The organism is Streptomyces sp. NBC_00435 (genome assembly GCF_036014235.1).
Lineage (GTDB): Bacteria > Actinomycetota > Actinomycetes > Streptomycetales > Streptomycetaceae > Streptomyces.
This window is the reverse complement of record NZ_CP107924.1, coordinates 1,349,231-1,367,665: the sequence shown is the minus strand read 5'-3', so window position 1 is coordinate 1,367,665 and position 18,435 is coordinate 1,349,231. Positions and strand designations below refer to the sequence as shown.

At 71.3% G+C, this 18,435-nt stretch carries 16 protein-coding genes and 1 pseudogene; 7 read left to right on the top strand and 10 right to left on the bottom strand.

Translation table 11 applies throughout. From position 1 onward, the window contains the following. Positions 1–15 precede the first annotated feature (15 nt). Both OG389_RS06185 and OG389_RS06180 read right to left on the bottom strand, forming a co-directional pair. Positions 16–1,743 carry a DUF885 domain-containing protein gene (locus OG389_RS06185; RefSeq protein ID WP_328297452.1) on the bottom strand — a complete coding sequence of 576 codons (1,728 nt, stop codon included), beginning with the start codon at positions 1,741–1,743 and terminating at the stop codon, positions 16–18. 48 nt (positions 1,744–1,791) lie between these two features. Beyond that, the gene (locus OG389_RS06180) at positions 1,792–2,274 is read right to left on the bottom strand and encodes an Lrp/AsnC family transcriptional regulator (RefSeq protein WP_328297451.1); all 483 of its coding nucleotides are present in this window, start codon (positions 2,272–2,274) and stop codon (positions 1,792–1,794) included. Positions 2,275–2,334: 60 nt separating this feature from the next. Here OG389_RS06180 and OG389_RS06175 point away from each other — a divergent pair, with 60 nt between their 5' ends. Further along, the gene (locus OG389_RS06175; protein WP_328297450.1) at positions 2,335–3,546 is read left to right on the top strand and encodes a trans-sulfuration enzyme family protein; all 1,212 of its coding nucleotides are present in this window, start codon (positions 2,335–2,337) and stop codon (positions 3,544–3,546) included. A gap of 55 nt (positions 3,547–3,601) precedes the next feature. On the opposite strand, the gene OG389_RS06170 is transcribed toward OG389_RS06175, so the two are convergent. From OG389_RS06170 to OG389_RS06160, 3 genes are all read right to left on the bottom strand, one after another. Beyond that, positions 3,602–5,041, bottom strand: coding sequence for a GNAT family N-acetyltransferase (locus OG389_RS06170; RefSeq protein WP_328297449.1), 1,440 nt, complete (start codon positions 5,039–5,041; stop codon positions 3,602–3,604). Between the two features lie 115 nt (positions 5,042–5,156). Continuing rightward, entirely contained in the window at positions 5,157–6,755 is a 1,599-nt protein-coding gene (locus OG389_RS06165; RefSeq protein ID WP_328297448.1) for an alkaline phosphatase D family protein, read from the bottom strand. 225 nt (positions 6,756–6,980) lie between these two features. Then, complete coding sequence (locus OG389_RS06160) at positions 6,981–7,820, bottom strand: alpha/beta fold hydrolase (RefSeq protein WP_328297447.1); 840 nt, start codon at positions 7,818–7,820, stop codon at positions 6,981–6,983. 396 nt (positions 7,821–8,216) lie between these two features. On the opposite strand from OG389_RS06160, the gene OG389_RS06155 reads away from it, so the two are divergent. Next, positions 8,217–8,975: a GntR family transcriptional regulator gene (locus OG389_RS06155; RefSeq protein ID WP_328297446.1), complete on the top strand. Its 759-nt coding sequence runs from the start codon at positions 8,217–8,219 to the stop codon at positions 8,973–8,975. A gap of 600 nt (positions 8,976–9,575) precedes the next feature. Further along, positions 9,576–10,786 (top strand): annotated as a pseudogene (locus OG389_RS06150) (IS110 family transposase). Between the two features lie 19 nt (positions 10,787–10,805). Here OG389_RS06150 and OG389_RS06145 read toward each other — a convergent pair. Together OG389_RS06145 and OG389_RS06140 are read right to left on the bottom strand one after the other, a co-directional pair. After that, positions 10,806–11,264 carry a PH domain-containing protein gene (locus tag OG389_RS06145; protein WP_328297445.1) on the bottom strand — a complete coding sequence of 153 codons (459 nt, stop codon included), beginning with the start codon at positions 11,262–11,264 and terminating at the stop codon, positions 10,806–10,808. 99 nt (positions 11,265–11,363) lie between these two features. Then, positions 11,364–12,521 (bottom strand): ROK family transcriptional regulator, encoded by a 1,158-nt coding sequence (locus tag OG389_RS06140; RefSeq protein ID WP_328297444.1) that lies wholly within the window; start codon positions 12,519–12,521, stop codon positions 11,364–11,366. Positions 12,522–12,850: 329 nt separating this feature from the next. On the opposite strand from OG389_RS06140, the gene OG389_RS36740 reads away from it, so the two are divergent. Genes OG389_RS36740 through istB form a run of 3 tightly spaced genes read left to right on the top strand, consistent with a single transcriptional unit; the run spans position 12,851 to position 14,967 of the window. Continuing rightward, complete coding sequence (locus OG389_RS36740; protein ID WP_443059214.1) at positions 12,851–13,219, top strand: hypothetical protein; 369 nt, start codon at positions 12,851–12,853, stop codon at positions 13,217–13,219. 27 nt (positions 13,220–13,246) lie between these two features. Next, on the top strand, positions 13,247–14,203 hold the full coding sequence (locus OG389_RS06135) for a Mu transposase domain-containing protein (protein WP_443059213.1): 957 nt from the start codon (positions 13,247–13,249) through the stop codon (positions 14,201–14,203). Then, on the top strand, positions 14,200–14,967 hold the full coding sequence (istB, locus tag OG389_RS06130) for an IS21-like element helper ATPase IstB (RefSeq protein ID WP_328297443.1): 768 nt from the start codon (positions 14,200–14,202) through the stop codon (positions 14,965–14,967). The genes OG389_RS06135 and istB overlap by 4 nt, the downstream gene beginning before the upstream one ends. A 20-nt stretch (positions 14,968–14,987) precedes the next feature. On the opposite strand, the gene OG389_RS06125 is transcribed toward istB, so the two are convergent. From OG389_RS06125 to OG389_RS06115, 3 genes are read right to left on the bottom strand one after another with little or no spacing between them, the layout of a single operon-like run. After that, complete coding sequence (locus OG389_RS06125) at positions 14,988–15,482, bottom strand: hypothetical protein (protein ID WP_328297442.1); 495 nt, start codon at positions 15,480–15,482, stop codon at positions 14,988–14,990. A 56-nt stretch (positions 15,483–15,538) separates the two neighbouring features. Further along, positions 15,539–16,189, bottom strand: coding sequence for a response regulator transcription factor (locus OG389_RS06120; RefSeq protein WP_328297441.1), 651 nt, complete (start codon positions 16,187–16,189; stop codon positions 15,539–15,541). A 4-nt stretch (positions 16,190–16,193) separates the two neighbouring features. Continuing rightward, complete coding sequence (locus OG389_RS06115) at positions 16,194–17,387, bottom strand: sensor histidine kinase (RefSeq protein WP_328297440.1); 1,194 nt, start codon at positions 17,385–17,387, stop codon at positions 16,194–16,196. Positions 17,388–17,495: 108 nt separating this feature from the next. Here OG389_RS06115 and OG389_RS06110 point away from each other — a divergent pair, with 108 nt between their 5' ends. Next, a complete protein-coding gene (locus OG389_RS06110; protein ID WP_328297439.1) occupies positions 17,496–18,407 on the top strand; it encodes an ABC transporter ATP-binding protein in 912 nt (303 codons plus the stop codon). Positions 18,408–18,435: the final 28 nt, after the last annotated feature.

Sequence of the window (18,435 nt, the reverse complement as noted above, 5' to 3'; positions counted from 1 at the left end):
GCCGGATCCCGGCGCTCAGAGCTTCGAGAGTTCGTCCACCAGATCGTCGAGGCCCAGCGACCCCTGGGACAGGGCCGCCATGTGCCACGCCTTCAGGTCGAAGGAATCGCCGTGCGCGGCACGGGCGTTGTCGCGGCCCAGCAGCCACGCGCGCTCGCCCAGCTTGTAGCCGATCGCCTGGCCCGGCATCGACAGGTAGCGGGTCAGCTCGCTCTCGACGAAGTCGCCCGGCCGGCCGCTGTGCAGGCCGAAGAACTCCTGCGCCAGGTCCACCGTCCAGCGCTCGCCCGGGTGGAACGGGGAGTCCGCCGGGATCTCCAGACCCAGGTGCATGCCGATGTCCACGATGACCCGCGTGGCGCGCATCATCTGGGCGTCCAGGTAACCGAGCCGCTGCTCGGCGTCCTTGAGGTAGCCCAGCTCGTCCATGAGCCGCTCCGCGTACAGCGCCCAGCCCTCGGCGTTGGCGCTGACGAGACCGACACTGGCCTGGTAGCGGGAGAGCTGGTCGGCGACGTGCGTCCACTGAGCCAGCTGGAGGTGGTGTCCCGGAACGCCCTCGTGGTACCAGGTGGAGACCAGGTCGTAGACGGGGAAGCGGGTCTGACCCATCGTCGGCAGCCAGGTGCGGCCCGGACGGGAGAAGTCCTCCGAGGGGTTCGTGTAGTACGGGGCCGCCGCGCCGCCCGGAGGGGCGATCCGCGACTCCACCCGCTTGACCCGCTCGGCGAGTTCGAAGTGGGTGCCGTCGAGGTTCTCGATGGCCTCGTCCATCAGGCCCTGCAGCCAGGCCTGGACCTCGTCCACGCCCTCGATGTGGGTGCCGTGCTCGTCCAGGTGCTTCAGCACCTCCCAGGGACCGGCGTCCGGAAGGATCTTGGCGGCTTCCGTCTTCATCTCGGCGAGCAGCCGGTGGTACTCCGACCAGCCGTAGGCGTACGCCTCGTCCAGGTCCAGGTCGGTGCCGTTGAAGTAGCGCGACCAGCGGGCGTAGCGCTCGCGGCCCACCGGGTCGGGCTGTCCCTCGACCGCCGGGGCGTACACGTCCCGCATCCAGTCGCGCAGTTCCACGACGGCGGCGGTCGCGGTGGCGGCGGCGTCGTCGAGCTCGGCGCGCAGCGCGTCGGGCCCGGCGGCGGCGAACTCGGCGAAGAAGCCGCCCTTGCTCGCGCCCTCGCCGTCCTGCCCGTCCAGGGCCTCACCGGCCCAGCCCGTGAGCTGCTCGACGAAGGTGGCGGTGGGGCGCGGGCTGCCGAACAGGCCGCGTTCCAGGCCGAGCGCGAGGCACTCGCGGTAGCCCGCGTAGGCGGCCGGTACGGCGCGCAGCCGTTCGGCGATCGCGGCCCAGTCCTCGTCCGTGTCGGCCGGGGTCAGCGTGAAGACCTCGCGGACCGCGTGCGCGGGGGAGTGGATGTTGCTGACCGCGCGCAGGTCCTCGTCGGCCTCGTGGACGGCGAGTTCGGCGGTGAGCCGCTCGCGCAGCAGACGGGCGCAGCGGCGCTCGACGTCGCTGTCGGCGCCCGGCTGCCGCTCGGCGGCGTCGAGCAGCGCGAGGGTGGTGCGGGCGAGTTCGGCGGCCGCCGCCCGCCCCGCGGGGGAGAGGTCCGGGAGCCTGCCGGAGCTCTCGGCGACACCGAGGTAGGTGCCCGTGATCGGGTCGATGGCGATGAGGTCGTCGACGTAGGCATCGGCGACCTGGCGGGGCAGCCGTGCGGCGCTGTGGCTGGTGAGGATGTCTGACATGTGGACATCTTCGTATGCGGGACGCCTCCGCGTCATCAGCTATAGGCGTCAGCCTGCTGACGTGGGGGGCAGCAGGGGCCCGCAGTCCCATTCCTGGAAGATCAATCTGGTTTCCACCCGGGCGACTTCCCGCCGCGAGGTGAACTCGTCGAGGACCAGTCGCTGGAGTTCGCCGGGATCGGAGACGGCGACGTGAACGAGGTAGTCGTCTGGTCCGGTCAGGTGGAAGACGGCTCGTGAGGCCGGCAGCGAGCGCACCCGCTCGACGAAGGGGCCGATCAGCTCGCGGCGGTGCGGGCGCACCTGCACCAGGAGCAGCGCCTCCAGCCCGCGTCCGAGTTTGGCCGGATCCAGCCGGAGCCGGTTGCCGAGGATGATCCCGGAGCGGCGCATCCTGGCGACCCGGTCCAGGCAGGTGGACGCGGCGATGCCGACCTCGGCGGCGAGATCGCGGTACGTGGTCCGGGCGTCGTTCTGCAGAAGCCGCAGAATCTGCAGATCGACCGGGTCCAGTGCGACGGATTCGGACATTGGCCGAACGTAGCACGGGCTTTTCCCGCCATCGCCGTCGCGCTGCGCACAGTACGGCGCATGGAGACGAACGCCCCGACCGTACGACGGTCACTGGCCACCGAAGCTGTTCATGCCGGACGCGAGGACCTCGCCGGGCTCGGACTGCACGCGCCTCCGCTCGATCTGTCGACGACGTACCCGTCCTACGACAGCCGGGCGGAGGCCGCCCGCATCGACGCATTCGCCACCACCGGAGCACGGCCCGAGGGCCCGCCGATCTACTCCCGGCTGGACAATCCGACCACCGCCCGGTTCGAGACGGCCCTGGCCCGGCTCGAAGGCACCGAGAGCGCTGTCGCCTTCGCGAGCGGGATGGCCGCGCTGACGGCGTGCCTGCTGGTGCGGGGGATGAAGGAGCTGCGTCATGTGGTCGCCGTACGACCTCTTTACGGGTGCAGCGACCATCTGCTGAGCAGTGGCCTGCTGGGGACCCGGGTGACCTGGGTGGACCCGGAGGGCATCGCCGGCGCCATCCGGCCGGACACCGGTCTGGTCATGCTCGAGTCGCCCGCCAACCCGACGCTCGCGGAGATCGACCTGAGGGCCGCCGCGGAGGCCTGCGGGGAGGTCCCGCTGCTGGTCGACAACACCTTCGCGACTCCGGTACTGCAGCGGCCGGCCGAGAGCGGGGCCCGGATGGTGCTGCACAGCGCCACCAAGTACCTCGGTGGCCACGGGGACGTCCTCGGCGGGGTCGTCGCCTGCGACGAGGAGTTCGCGCGGCAGCTGCGCCAGGTGCGGTTCGCGACCGGCGGGGTGCTGCACCCGCTGGCCGCGTACCTGCTGCTACGAGGGCTCTCGACGCTCCCCGTGCGGGTACGGGCGGCCTCCGCGAGCGCCGCGGAACTCGCCCGGCGGCTCGCGGCCGATCCTCGGGTCCTGCGGGTGCACTACCCGAGGATCGGCGGCGCCATGGTCGCCTTCGAGACGGCCGGGGACCCGCACGAGGTGATCACCTCGGTCCGGCTGGTCACCCCGGCCGTCAGCCTGGGCAGTGTCGACACCCTCATCCAGCACCCGGCCTCCATCAGCCACCGCATCGTGGCCGAGGGGGACCGGCACGCCTCGGGCGTGAGCGACCGGCTGCTGCGCATGTCGGTCGGGCTGGAGGACGTGGACGACCTGTGGGCCGACCTGGACCAGGCACTGGACCGGTCGCTGGACCGGTCGCTGGACCAGTCGATGGACCGGGCCACGGCAGTGGGCCGGATGCCGGAGCCGGCGGCGTAGCGGTCCGCGGAGCGGGTTTCGCAGCCCGCGCGGGTACCGGCCGGGGAACTCGGGCTCAGTGCTGGGCGCGGGGCAGACCGCGGGGTTCGCGCGGGAGCTCGTACGGCAGCCGGGAGCTGACGGGGGTCGCGTCCAGCCGGGCCGTGATCACCAGGGTGCCGTCCTCGATCTGGTAGTCGAGGGGGAGGCCGAGACCGCGCATGGCGGCGACCATGCCGGTGTTCGAGGCCTGGGTGACGGCGTACACGCTGTCGCACCCGGCCTCGACGGCCATCCCGATCAGCCGGCCCAGCAGCTCGGAGCCGATGCCTCGGCGCTGCCAGTCGTCCTCGATGAGCAGCGCCACCTCGGTCTCGTCGCCGTCCCAGAGCAGGTGGCCGAGGGCGACGAGCTTGCCGGAGGCGGTGGTCGCGGCGAGGGTGCGGCCGAAGCGCGGGCTCAGCAGGTGGCCGAGGTAGCGGTCGGCGTCGGCGACCGGGCCGTGGTAGCGCAGCCCGAGGGTGCGCTCCGAGCAGCGGTCGTGCATGGCGCGGGCGGCGGCCAGGTCGGAGCCGTCCGCGCGGCGCACGGTGATCTCGTTGCCCTCGGGCAGGGTCAGTACGTCCAGGCCGCGCGGGACGCGCGGCCCGAGCCGGGCGTCGAGCTCGACGAGCGCGCGGGCGCGGGCGAACTCGGTCGGGGTGAACGGCAGGTAGGGCCGCTCGATGGTGATCGCCCCGCCGGAGGGGTCGCGCAGCCGCATGACCGTGGCCTCCAGTACGCCTTCGACGGGGGCGTCGGCCCCGGCGTTGGGGCGCCCGGAGAGGGTGGTGGCCGGGATGGAGTGGATGGTGCAGCGGCCGAGCAGCTGGCGCAGCGCGAGCGGCAGCTCGGCGGCGTCCAGCGCGGTGCGGGTGGCCAGGCCGAGGACTCGGGTCGGGGTGTCGACCAGGTCGTGGGCGTCGGCGCGCTCGATCCAGGTGCTGTGGCCGCCGGCTCCGGCGATGGCCCGCGTGAGGTCGGCGGAGGGCAGCTGCTGGGGGGCGCGCAGCAGGAACTCGTCCACCGTGCCGCCCTCGGGGAGCGGGTGCGTCTGGAGGGTCAGGATGTCGACACCGCCGTGCGCGAGGGCGGTGCAGATCGCGGCGAGGCTGCCGGGCTCGTCGCGCACGGTCGTCCGCATCCGCCACAGGGCGGAGGTGAGCGCGGCGTCCGTGTCCGCGGCGGCGGTCCCCGCCGCGCCCGGACCGGCGGGCGCGGCTTCCGGCGGCGCGGTCTGCGTGGGCGGCGGCGCATGGCTGTGACGCCGTGCCCACCAGGTGTGGAACGCCGCCGTGACCAGGAGTGCGACGGCCGAGGCCACGAGCAGCACGGGACCGCGCGGACCGTGCACCACGAGATTGGCGATGCCGTCGGCGACCGCGACGGCGCAGAACAGGGCGGCGAGTTCGACGACGTCCCGGCGCCAGTGGTGACGGTGGGGGCGGTGGGCGGAGGCAGCAATGGGCTCAGTCATGCAGACCACTGTGGCTCAGGGGTGTTGCGTGATCGCGAACGATCTGTGACCGACTGGTTAAGGATCCATCTGGCCGATTTCGCCCGGTTTTCCGGCTGATTTCAGATATCGGCCACTACTGCCCCACCCGTCCGGGCCGCAGGGTGCGCGTGAAGAGTACGCCGCCGCCCTGTTGCCGCAGGCGGACGGTGAGCTCGCCGCCGTCCCCGTCGATCTCCACCTCTCCGTAGTACGGGGGGTTCTCGGACGGGGACATGTTGGCGAAGGGTGCGGACCGCACGTACGCCGTCTCCGGGCCGAAGGTGGCGTCCATTCGTCCGGCGGGGAAGGCGCCCGCGCCGATGGGGCCCGAGACGAACTCCCAGAAGGGAGCGAAGTCGGTGAAGGCGGCCCGCTCCGGCGCGTAGTGGTTCGCGGCCGTGTAGTGGACGTCCGCGGTGAGCCAGAGGGTGCCCGTGATGCGCTGGTGCTTGATGTGGCGCAGCAGCTCGGCGATCTGCAGCTCCCGTCCGAGCGGCGCGCCGGGGTCCCCCTGGGCGACGGCCTCGAAGTCCGTGGCCCCGTCGGCCACCACGATGCCCAGCGGCATGTCGGCCGCGATGACCTTCCAGGTGGCGCGGGAGCGCGACAGTTCGCGCTTGATCCAGGCCAGTTGCTCGGTGCCGAGGATGCCGATGGGGTCGTCGGTCTGGCGGCCCGGGGAGTTCGGGTCGCGGTAGGTGCGCATGTCGAGGACGAACACGTCGAGCAGCGGCCCGTGGCGCATCACCCGGTACATCCGCCCCTCGGCGCGGCCGCCGCGCAGGTCGGTGACGGGGAAGTACTCGCCGAAGGCCCGGCGGGCCCGGGCGGCGAGGGTGTCGACGTCCTTCTCGGTGTAGCGGGGGTCGTCGAGGATCTGGCCGGGGTACCAGTTGTTGCGCACCTCGTGGTCGTCCCACTGGGCGAGGACCGGCACGTGGGCGTTGAACTCGCGCAGGCCGGCGTCGAGCAGGTTGTAGCGGAAGTTGCCCCGGTACTCGGCGAGTGTCTCGGCGACCTTCGCCTTCTCCTCGGTGGTCACGTTGTGCCAGAGGGTTCCGTCGCGCAGGGGCACCGAGGCCTGGATCGGCCCGTCGGCGTAGATCGTGTCCCCGCTGAAGAGGAAGAAGTCGGGGTCGCGCAGCCGCATTTCGTCGAAGACGCGGTAGCCGCCGATCTCCGGGTTGATGCCCCAGCCCTGGCCGGCGAGGTCCCCGGACCACAGGAACCGCACGTCGCGGCGGCGGGAGGCGGGGGTGGTCCGGAAGGTGCCGCGCACCGGCTCGCCGGTACGGCGCGGATCGTCGGGGTCGGCGAGCACGACCCGGTAGTGGATCTGCTGGCCGGGCGGGAGTTCGCGCAGGGTGGTGGTGCCGGTGAAGTCGGTGTCCGGGCCGAGCAGCGGACCGCGGTGGCGGCGGACGGCGTAGCGGAAGGACTCGCTCGGGGAGGTCTCGACGTACATCCGCGCGGGCCGGTCGGAGCGGGTCCACACGGTGGCCGAGTGGGCGGTGATCTCGCCGGACTGGACGCCCCAGAAGGCGTTCGGGCGGCCCGCGCGGGCGAAGGCGGGCGCGGCCGCGAACGCGGGGGTGGACAGGGCGCCGGTGAGGGCGCCGGACAGGGCGAGGCCCACCGGGACGGCGAGGGAACCGCCGAGCAGGGAGCGTCGGGTGTGCGGCAGAGGGGCCATCGGTGCGTCTCCAGAGGCCGGCGGGGACGGGCCGGACCAGTGTGCTGCCGTACACCGGCCGCACACCGGACCGCCCGCGTCGCGCACGCGAACCATGCGTGAACAGTGGTGAGCGCGGACGCTCATGGGTGCCCCTGGATTCCCCTGGATCCTCCTGGATCTCCTGGATTCCCTGGCTTCCTACGGCTTCCCCTGGCTTCCTCCGGGTGAGCGCCCGTCAGCGGGTCATTGGGTGCGGCGGGTTGTGTCCAGGATGACGCGGGCGACCAGCGCCGGGTCGTCGTTCATCGGGACGTGCCCGCAGCCAGGGAGCCGGACGAGGCGCGCGCCGGGGATGGTGTGCTTGGCGCGGACGCCCTGGCGGCGCAGGAGCAGTCGGTCGCGGCTGCCCCAGGCGATGGTGACGGGCAGGCCGGGCACGTCCTCGGTGAACCGTACGGAGCCGCCCGCGGCCAGGGTCGCCTCGAAACCGGTGGCCTCGCGCAGGGCGACGGTCTCGGCCGTCACGGCGGCGGGCGACCGCCGTCCCGGTCGCGCGTAGATGCTGCCCGTGAGCGCGGCGCGGCCGGCGGCGCTGAGGGAGAGCCGCTCCACGGCGGAGTGGGGCAGCGCGGTGGCCCCGGCGCGCATCGCGCGCAGCGCGGTGAAGGCGTAGCGGCGCTCGCCCGGTGACCAGAACCCGGCGGGGGAGAGGGCGGTGACCGAGCGGGCCAGGCCGGCGCGGCCCATCTCCAGGGCGAGCAGCCCGCCGAGGGAGTTGCCCGCTACGTGCGGATGCTGGACACCGAGCGCGGCGCAGAGCGCGCCGAGCGCCGGGGCGACGGTGCCGAGGTCGTACGGGATCCCGTGCGGCAGCGGCTCCGAGACGCCGAAGCCGGGCAGGTCGACGGCGATCACGTCGTACTCGGCGGCCAGGATGTCGGTCACCGGGCGCCAGGCCTGGAGGTGGTGGCCGATGCCGTGCAGGAGCAGGAGCGGTTGGCCCGCGCCCTTGCGCTCGTAGGCGGCGGTGGTGGGGCGGGGGCCCAGCGGCGAATCGATCGTGAAGGAGACCGTGGCGGTCATGCTGCTCCTCGTCGGGGTCGGCGGCTTCGGCGTCTGTGAGACGGGTTGTCAGTAGTGTCTCCCGACTGATTACCGACCGGTAGCCCCCAGGGTCAGGACTTCGGCCTCACTGGCCGCTTCCCGGCGCTCTTCCCGGCGCTCTTCGCGGATCTCCCCCGTTCTCCGCCGCGTTCTCCGCCGCGGTCCTTTCCTCGGCCGCTTCCCCGGCGCCCGCGAACATCCCGTGAACGGCTTGATACATATGCCCGATCTGCCCGGCAAAGGGATGAGGATTGGTCTTGACCAAGGGGGTGCGCCGTCCTATCGTCGCAGGCATAGTGCAGGAACCTTTAATAAACAAAGGCGCGGAACTGCCGCTGGAACACGGCGAGTGCAGCGATTGCAGGAGGAGTCAGGGTGGGGACCACACAGCTCGAATCGGTGCCGGAGCCGAAGTACTGGCACCTCAAGACCGTCCTCAGTGAGGCGCTCGACCAGGATTTCTCCGTGGGCGAGGTCCTGCCGAACGAGCGTGAGCTCGCCGCCCGTTTCGGCGTCGCCCGGGCGACCCTGCGTCAGGCCCTGGAGCAGCTGGAGCTCGAAGGCCGGCTGCAGCGCCGCCGCGGCGTGGGCACCACCGTCGCCCCGCCGCGCGTGGGCGTCGACGTCGGCAACGCCCGGCACAGCTGGCCCGGCGAGAGCATCGACGGGTGGGAGCCCGTGGACGCGGCGGAGGCCGTACCGGCTGCCGCCGTCCTGAAGCTCCTCGGATCCGCCCCCGGCGAGCTGGTGCTCGCGGTGCGCCGGACCCGCGTCGAGCAGGGCCAGGTCGTCGCCGCCGAACTGCTGTACGTACCGGCCGGCTCGGTGCCCGGGCTCTCCGCGATCGACACCCCGGCCGGCCCGGCGCGCGCCCGCGCCGTCATGCGCGAGCTGCAGCGGCTCGCGCTCGACGGGCAGGACCGCTCGGTGGAGCTCGGCTCGGCCCGGGCCGACGACGCGAAGGAGCTGGACCGCCTGCCCGGCGCCCCGGTCCTCCTGGTCACCACCCGCTACTTCACGGTGGAGGGTACGGCGGCTGTCTCGGTGGCCACCTACCGCGCCGACACCTGCCGCCTCACCTTCGGGGACTCGGGCGACGTCGAAATAACGCACGACACGCGCGTCGCTTCCTGACCTTCCGGGACTCGCGCCCCGACCTGCTGAGAGGGGCCGCCGCCATCGGGCGGTGGCCCGTCCGGCTGTGGCGGTGCACGGCCGCGGCCGGATTCCCGGAACGCCGGGGGGCCGGCCCCGGCACTGAGCCCTGGCACCGAGTCGGGTGCGGCCGCGGCCTCCACTGAGGTGCCGCGGATCACCGCGACCGTCCGGATCCTCGGGCGGCGTCCGCGGCCGGTCCGCCGTTGGGGAACCGGCCCTGGTTGCTGGGTGGCGCCCTGCCCTGGTCCGCTCGCGTGCTCGGTGGCGGCTTTCGCGTGAGACCGGTCCCCCTCCTGGATCCCCCCGGTCGGAGGCGTTCGCCAGGAGTTCCGTCCCCCCCGTTACCGTTTTCGTGGCTCCGCAATGGGGCCTCCGGCCTTCGGGTCCGGCATGACTTCCCCCCTTGTTGTTGATGATCCGGGGGTTGTGTCACCGGGCCCGGAGGCATCGACGGACCGCTGATGAGGGGCTTGAGCACCGGCTTCACCCGAGCCGGAAGAGCTCTCCGTAACGTGGATGTGGCAGCTCGGTGCCGAGGCAAGGCCGGACGAAAAGCGTGAGCGGAGGGGCCCGCACGTGATCGAAACCGGTGACATCGACGTCTTCCTCGGCCTGGACGTCGGCAAGGGCGAACACCACGCCACCGCCGTCACCCCAGCCGGGAAGAAGGCCTTCGACAAGCGCCTGCCCAACACCGAACCCAAGCTCCGCGAGCTGTTCGCGAAGCTGAAGGCCAAGCACGGAACGGTGCTGGTCGTGGTCGACCAGCCAGCCTCGATCGGTGCCCTGCCCCTGGCGGTCGCGAGGGACATGGGCTGCCCAGTCGCCTACTTACCGGGCCTGACGATGCGGCGGATTGCCGACCTCTGTCCCGGTGAGGCGAAGACTGATGCGAGGGACGCGTTCATCATCGCGGACGCGGCCCGAGCGATGCCGCACATGCTGCGGACGCTCGACGGCGAGGACGAGACGATCGCCGAGCTGGAAATGATCGTGGGCTTCGACGATGACCTGGCTGGCGAAGCCACCAGGGTCGCGAACCGGTTGCACGGTCTGCTGACCCAGATCCATCCGTCTCTGGAGCGGGTGCTGGGGCCGCGGTTGCAGCACCCGGCCGTGCTGACTCTGCTGGAGCGGTTCGGTTCCCCGGCCCAGATCCGCAAGGCCGGCAGGCGCCGCCTGGTCACGCTGCTACGGCCGAAGGCCCCGCGGATGGCCGAGCGGATGGCCGAGCGGCTGGTCGAGGAGATCTTCGCCGCCCTGGACGAGCAGACGGTCACCGTTCCGGGGACGGATGCGGCCGCGCTGATCGTCCCGAGCCTGGCCGGGTCCCTGGCCGCCGTCCTTGACCAGAGGAAACTGTTGGCCGGGCGGATCGAGGAACTCTTGGAGGCCCACCCACTTTCCAAGGTCCTGAGGTCGATGCCGGGAGTCGGCGCCAGGACCGGCGCCCGGATCCTGATCGAGGTCGGTGACGGCAGCACCTTCCCGACCGCCGGCCACCTCGCCGCCTATGCGGGTCTCGCCCCGGCGACCCGCAGTTCAGGCTCCTCGATCCGCGGCGAACAGCCCTCCCGGAGGGGAAACAAGCAGCTCGAACGGGCCTCTTCCTCTCCGCGTTCGCCGCCTTGGGCGACCCGGCATCGCGGACCTACTACGACAGGAAGATCGCCCAAGGGAAGCACCACACCCAAGCCCTGCTCTGCCTCGCCAGAAGACGAGCCGACGTCCTCTTCGCGATGCTCCGCGACGGAACCTTCTACGAATCGCGGCCGGCCAGTCCCTGACCGCCGTCTCCGTCGGACGTTACCGCGGTGAGGAGGTGGGGTCCGCCTCCATCGCAGCCAGCAGCTCCGAGAAGCGCCGGTCCTGCGCGGTTCCCGCAGCCAGCTCGCTCAGCGCATAAGCCGTGGTCTTGAAGCCGTCTCCGTGGTGGAACTCCGCACCCCACGCGCCAAGCCTCACCGAAGCCACCTCGTCCAGTCTCAGGCGGTGGGTCCCCCACGGATTGACCGCCACGATCCCGTCAGAGCCGACTTCGAGTCGGACCCTGAGAATCGTCCACCAAAAGAACAACGCAACGCCGACGGCCAGCCCTGACCACAGCCCGGCCGGCCGTGTCGTCTCCACTCCTGGAGAAGAGACCCACCCAGCCCAACCGATGAGCGCCTTCACCCCTACGACAGCCGGGATCACATAGCCCGCCACGCGAGCCGCCCCACCCACCCGCCACACCGATACCGAGTCCCCACCCTGGTCATCCATGCCCGCATTGTGAGCCACACAGCTCGACCAAACACATAGGGGCACCCCCCCGAAAGGGATCGGGGGCGTCCGCGAGTGGTGCGTGCCGTTCCAGAGGGGTCAGCGGCGGCGGGCCGTGACCGTCTTCTCCACCGCGAACAGTTCTTCCTCCACGTGGTCCAGTGCCAGCCGCAGCGCCCCCGTGGCCACCGCCGCCTCGCCGAGCAGAGACAGCGTCACGCGCGGCGGGCGGAGGCAGTACCGCTCCAGTTCCCGGCGCAGGGGGTCGAGGACCCCGTCCATCCCCGCCGCCCAGCCGCCGACGACGACCAGCTCCGGGTCCATCGCCAGGACCAGCGCCGCCACGTCGTGGACCAGTCGCTGGATGAACCGGTCCATCGCGGCCACCGCCCGCTCGTCGCCGCGCTTGGCCATCGCGAAGACCTCCGCCACCGCCCGCTCGTCCAGCGGGTGCAGTGGTTCGCCGGTCGTCGACAGCAGCCTCTCGGGCGTGACCTCGCGGCCCAGCAGGTGCAACGCGCCGATCTCCCCGGCTGCCCCGCCGAAGCCGCGGTGCAGGCGACCGCCGATCAGGGAGCCCGCGCCGGGGCTGAGCCCGGCCATCACGAAGACCATGTCGTCGGTATCGGTCGCGGCGCCCTTCCAGTGTTCGGCGACCGCTGCCGCGTTGGCGTCGTTCTCCACCTGCACCGGGCAGCGGAACGAGCGGCGGAGCCGTTCCCCGAGCGGCAGCCCGGTCCAGCCGGGCAGGGCCGTGCCGAGCCGGACCGTGCCGTCGGCCTCCACGATTCCGGGGCTGCCGACCCCGACCGCCCGCAGGGAGTCCCGGGGCACGCCGGCCCGGCGCAGCAGGTCCGCCACCGCACCGCGGACCCGCTCGAGCCGTTCGTCGGCGGAGGCGGTCTCGGCGACCTCCTTGGTGCCGGCGCCGATCACCCGGCCGTCCAGCCCGGACAGCAGCACCGCGATCCGGTGCGCGCCGATCTCCACTCCGAGCAGGTGTCCCGCCTCCGCGCGGAAGCGGAACCGTCTGGCGGGGCGCCCCTGGCGCCGCGCACCCTCCTCGGCGCCCGCTTCGACGACGAGCCCCGTCCCGATGAGTCCCTCGACGACGCCCTCGACGGTGGGCCGGGAGAGACCGGTGATCCGTGTGAGGTCGGTGAGGGTCGGCGACTCGGCCGCACGCAGTGCACGTAGCACCACGGCGGAGTTGATCCGCCGGAGCAGAGAGGGGTCCCCGCCGGTCAGCTGCCCCAACGTGTGTCCTCCCAGCTAGCGAGCTTGTCAGCCGGATCGTACTGCGGACCAGGGGCAACGGCGAGAAGCGGCCCCCCATCGGCCGGAATCCGTCCCTCCTCCTGTAGGTCCGCAGCGCATCCGGTCGAGCGCCTTCCCGGTTGTCGGCGTACACGTGAATGTCCCCACCCTCGTACGAATGTAGAGGGACAGTTGCTGATGCGGTGAGACCTGCCGCTCGGCGCTCTGCTGCTTGGTCGATACGGGCGGCGGAGGGGCTGGCAGTGGTCTTGGATCCGCAGCGTTGGCTGGAGCTCCGGCGCTTTCGTGGCCTGCTGGAGTCCGGGGTGATGAGCCTGTCGGAGATCGCCAGGGAGACCGGGCTGGACCGCATGACGGTCCGCAAGTACCTGTCGGCACTGGGGCCGGCGACGCCTCCACGGCGGTCGCCGAGCGGACGGTCGCGGGCGAGGGTGATCGACGAGTTCGGGCCGCTGATCGACTCCATGCTCCGGGCCGAGGTCCTGATGAAGGCCGCGGTCATCCACGAACGGCTGGCCCAGGAGTACGGCTTCCCCGGCAACTACCAGCGGGTCAAGCTCTACGTCCAGACGGCCAGGCCGAGGATCGCCGAGGAACTCGGCATCACGCCCAAGGAACTGGCCGGGATGCACCGCCGGTTCGAAGTCATCCCCGGCGCCCAGGCCCAAGTCGACTAGGGCGATGAGGGAAAGATCCTCGCCCACATGGGCATCGCGAAGGTCTACTCCTTCCACATGACGCTGTCGTACTCCCGCGACCCGTTCTGCTGCTTCACCACCAGCCAGGACCTGCAGACCTTCTTCGACTGCCACCGCCGGGCGTTCGCGCACTTCGGCGGGGCTCCGATGACGATCGCCCACGACCGGACCAAGACCGTCGTCCGCCGCCACGTCGCTCCTGGTGAGGCGGTCCCGCTGCACCCGGAGGCGGTCGGCTTCGCCGGGCACTACGACTTCGACATCGACGTACTGGCCGCCTACCGCCCGCAGGGCAAAGGCCGGGTCGAACGGCAGGTCCTGATCGTCCGCGACCACGTCCTGTCCGCCCGAGCGTTCTCCTCTCTCGAGGAGATGGACGCCGCGTTCACCGCCTGGGTGCCATTGCGGCGGGCCCAGATCCACAAGACCCACCGAGAGGTCATCGCGAAGCGGGCGGCGAGGGACCACGCGGCCCTCAAGCCGCTTCCCCCGACTCCGTATCTGGTGGCCGAGCGGCAGCTGCGGCACGTCGGCAAGGACTGCCTGGTCGCCTTCGACGGCAACCTCTACTCCGTGCCGGCCCGCCGGGTCCGTGCTCGCCAGCTGGTCGAGATCCGGGCCACGAAATCCCAGGTCATGCCGCATGCCACCCTCGCTGACGCCCACGGCAGCACACTGCTGGCCGCCCATCCCCGGGCCATCGGCCGGGGTGCCCGTGTCGTCGATGACTCGCACTGGGACGGCCTGCCCACAGGCAAGAACCGTCGGACCACCACCGGCGACGTCCCGGTCCAGCCTCGCCAAGAACGGCCGCGGGGCGAGGAGGCCGGCCCGTTGCAGGCCCTGCTGAACAGGGCCGCGGCCACCCGCATCGAGGTCGGGCGCCGACCGTTGTCGGTCTATGACGAGCTGACCGGCACCCGTCCCTTCACCACCCATCGAGCGACGAAGGAATCGTCTTGAGCGAGCTGACCGGCAACCGCATCCGCACCACGGCCGGCAAGCTCGGCCTGCCCCACCTCGCGGAAACCATCAACGAGTTCACCCGCCGGGCGGACGAGGCGATGGGCTACCTAGACTTCCTCGACCTGATCCTCTCCGAGGAACTGGCCGTCCGCGACGACCGCCGCTTCCGCCAGGGCCTGCGACTCTCCCGGCTGCCGCACCATAAGACGCTCGATGAACACGACTTCTCGTTCCAGCCCGACCTCGACCCACGCAAGGTCAAGGACCTGGCCACCCTCTCGTTCGTCGAGGCCAAGGCGAAGGCCGCTCTCCTGGGTCCGCCGGGAGTGGGCAAGACACATATCGCCGTCGCTCTCGCGGTCGCGGCCTGCCGGGCCGGGTACTCGGTCTACTTCACCAGCCTCGACGACATGGTCCGCGACCTCAAAGCCGCCGAAGCAGCCGGCCGCCTGGCCAACAAGCTCGGTACCTACCTGCGGCCGGGTGTTCTCGTGGTCGATGAGGTGGGCTACGAGATCCTCGAACGCGGAGAAGCCAACCTGGTCTTCCAGGTCATCTCAAAGCGGTACGAAAAGGGCTCGATCATCCTGACCTCGAACAAGACCTTCAGCGAATGGGGGCAAGTGTTCGGCGACGAGGTGCTGGCCACCGCCATCCTTGACCGGCTTCTGCACCACTGCGACGTGATCTCCATCAACGGCCCCAGCTACCGGCTCAAGAACCGCCTCAAAGCCATCGAACGAGACGCGGACGTGGCATAAGGCCCCTGGCCCCCCGAGCCTCACGAGGCGCTCGATGCGGGCTGCCTCCTTCTGCGGCGACCGGATCTCAAGGCGAGGTAGGCAGCCAACGCCGCAGCCCCGAGAGGAAACAGCGGAAACAGAACTGCCATCCCCCACGACGTGAAGCTCTTGTCCACTACCTCAAGAGTTCCCCACGGCGTCCTGGCGGCGGGCACCACCTCCCCTGGCTTGCCGTCATAACGCACCATCACGGTGCCCGTGCTCACGTCATCCACCAGCTGACCGGAGCACTCGACATAGCTTCCCCCTCGACCTCCGCCTTCGCGCTGGCACTGCGAAAGACGAACCCGGACTTCATCTCCGGCCAGCCCCAGCCGCACGAGTCCCCCAGCCCCGGCCCATACTGTTGTCCCCGCAAACAGCACGGCAACCACGCTCCAGGCCGCGGCCGCTATGCCCCACCCCTTGGTCGTCATGGAGCCAGCATGGCGCACCAGAATCAGGAGCACGTACTCATAGCTGGGGACGTTCATCTGTACGCAGCTGGGGAGAGAAGTCCGTACGCCGACAGCGGTATGCGCAGCTGCCGTCAGGCGGGGGCGACGAATCCCGATTCGTACGCGGTGATGACGGCCTGGGTCCGGTCCCGCGCGCCCAGCTTCGCCAGGATCGCACTGACGTGGGACTTCACCGTCTCGGTGCCCACGATCAGCTCGCGGGCGATCTCGATGTTGGTCAGGCCTTTGGCCATCAGCCGGAGGACGGCCTCCTCACGCTCGGTCAGCGCCGCCCGCTCCAGCACCGTGCGCGCCTGCCGGTTCCCGTACTCGGCGGCCAGCGACCGCACCGCCGCGGGGAAGAGAAGCGTCTCGCCCTCGGCCACCAGCCGTACCGCGTGCACGATCTCCGACGGGCGGGCCCGCTTCAGCAGGAACCCGTCCGCGCCCGCCCGCAGGGCCTGGTAGACGTACTCGTCGTTCTCGAAGGTGGTGACCACGAGGATCTTGGGCGGCGAATCCACGGACCGCAGGACCGCCCGGGTCGCCTCGATCCCGTCGAGCAGCGGCATCCGGACGTCCATCGCCACGACGTCCGGCCGCAGTTGCCGCACGAGCGGGACGACCGAGGCGCCGTCGGCCGCCTCACCGACCACCTCGATGTCGGGCTGGGCGTCCAGGACGGCGCGCAGACCCGCGCGCACCAGGGGTTCGTCGTCGACGAGCAGTACGGTAACCGGCATCCGGTCAGCGTATTCGCTCCAGCGGAAGCCGTGCGCGCACCCTCCAACCCCCCTTGTACAGCCCGGTCTCGGCCTTCCCGCCCAGCAGCGCGGCACGCTCCCGCATTCCGCGCAGTCCGCTTCCGCTGCCCGTCATCACGGAGGGTCGGTCCGGCAACGGGTTCGTCACCTCCAGGTCCAGCCGGTCGGCGACCATGCCGATCCTCACCCGTACGGGTACGGGGCCGCAGTGCCGCAGCACATTGGTCAGCGCCTCCTGGAGGATCCGGTAACCCTCCTGGGTGACCGGGCCGGGCAACTGCTCCAGAGGGCCCGTCAGTTCCGCGTCGACCACGGAGCCGGAGGCGCGGGCCGACTCGAACAGCCGGTCGGCCTCCACCAGCGTCGGCCGCTGCGACGGCCGCTGGCCGGACTCCCGCAGCACGAGCAGCACCCGCTCCAGGTCCTCCAGCGCGGCCCGGCCCGTCTCCTCGATCGCGCACAGCGCGCGGTCCGTGAACTCGGGGTCGCCCGCCGCGCGCGCGGCCCCCGCCTGGACCACCGCCACGGTCAGCGCGTGGCCGATCGAGTCGTGCAGCTCCCGCGCGATGCGGGTGCGTTCCAGCAGTTGCTCGGTACGCGCCTCCAGGGCGGTGAGCCGCTCGGACGGCGAAGGCCCCAGCAGCCGGCGGGCGATGGCGGTGATCATGTCGCCGAGCAGGATCACGGAGACGAGCAGCAGAACGAGCGGCAGTGGAGCCAGTAGCCACGCCGCCCAGGCGGGCAGGGAGGCGGGCACCAGCCTGTCCGTGGTGACCGTCCCGCCGAGCGCGGTCGTGACCAGTTCGACCGTGAGCACCGGCAGCCACACCGTGGCGGCCATGGTGGCCAGTGAAACGACGAGCCGTATCTCCAGCCACAACAAGGTCCGCCAGCGGTCGCTCCACCCCTTGGAGGCGATGGTGCTGAAGTCGTGCTCCTCGGCCTCCTTGTTGCCCTGCGCGTTGCGCTCGGCCGGAGCGAGGAGGAACTGCGCCTGGAGTCCCTCGGCCAGCCGCATCCAGGGCAGGAGCCCCATCGGGATGACGAGGAGCAGCGGCATCCACGGAGCCGCGGGCTGTATGAACATCCACACGGCCAGCATCAGGATGGGCACGCACAGGTGCACCCAGCGTGAATAGGTCACTGGTCGGGTCGCGGCGCGGAACAGTCGGTACATCTCCTCATCGTTGCAGCTCGGGGACGCGCGACGTCTCCCCCACGTGGGGGAGAAGGAACCCTCGCTCGGGGGAGGAAGGGGGATGGGGCGGGCGGTGAACCTTGAGGCATGAACAGCATCGAGATCCGAGAACTGACCAAGGAATTCGGCCGGACCCGGGCCGTGGACCACCTCACCTTCGATGTCATGCCCGGTCGGGTGACCGGTTTCCTCGGGCCCAACGGGGCCGGGAAGTCGACCACGATGCGGCTGCTGCTGGGCCTGGACCGGATCACGTCCGGGACGGCCACCATCGGGGGCCGGCACTTCACCGAACTGCCCGATCCCCTCCACCGGGTGGGCGCACTGCTGGACGCCCAGTCGGCGCACGGCGGGCGCACCGCCCGCGACCACCTCCGCTTCCTCGCCGCGGCCAACCGGATCCCGATGAGCCGGGTGGAGGCGGTGCTGGAACAGTCGGGGACAGCGCCGGCGGCGAAGCGGCGGATCAAGACCTTCTCACTGGGCATGCGCCAGCGCCTCGGGATAGCGGCCGCGCTCCTCGGAGACCCGGAAGTGCTGCTCCTGGACGAGCCGACCAACGGCCTCGACCCCGAGGGCATCATCTGGATCCGCGAACTCATGCGCGGCCTGGCCGCCGAGGGTCGCACGGTCCTCGTCTCCAGTCACCTGATGACGGAGACCGCCGCCCTCGCCGACCACTTGGTCGTGCTGGGAGCGGGCAGGCTGCTGGCGGACATGCCGATGGAGGAGTTCATCGATGCCCGCAGCTCTCCGAGGGTGCGGCTGCGCACCACGGACCCGGTCCGCCTCCGGGCCGCCCTGGCCCGGGACGAACTCGAACTCGTCACCGCCGAGGGCGGGCGGTGGACCGTGGACGGCATACAGGCCGAACGGCTCGGCGTCATCGCGGCCCGCGAAGGCATCCCGCTGCTGGAACTGGTCGACGAGCGGGCCTCGCTGGAACAGGCCTACCTCGATCTGACCGCGGGCAGCGCCCAGTTCGCCGCCACCCGCTGACCACCCACACTTCCAAGGAGGCCTTCCC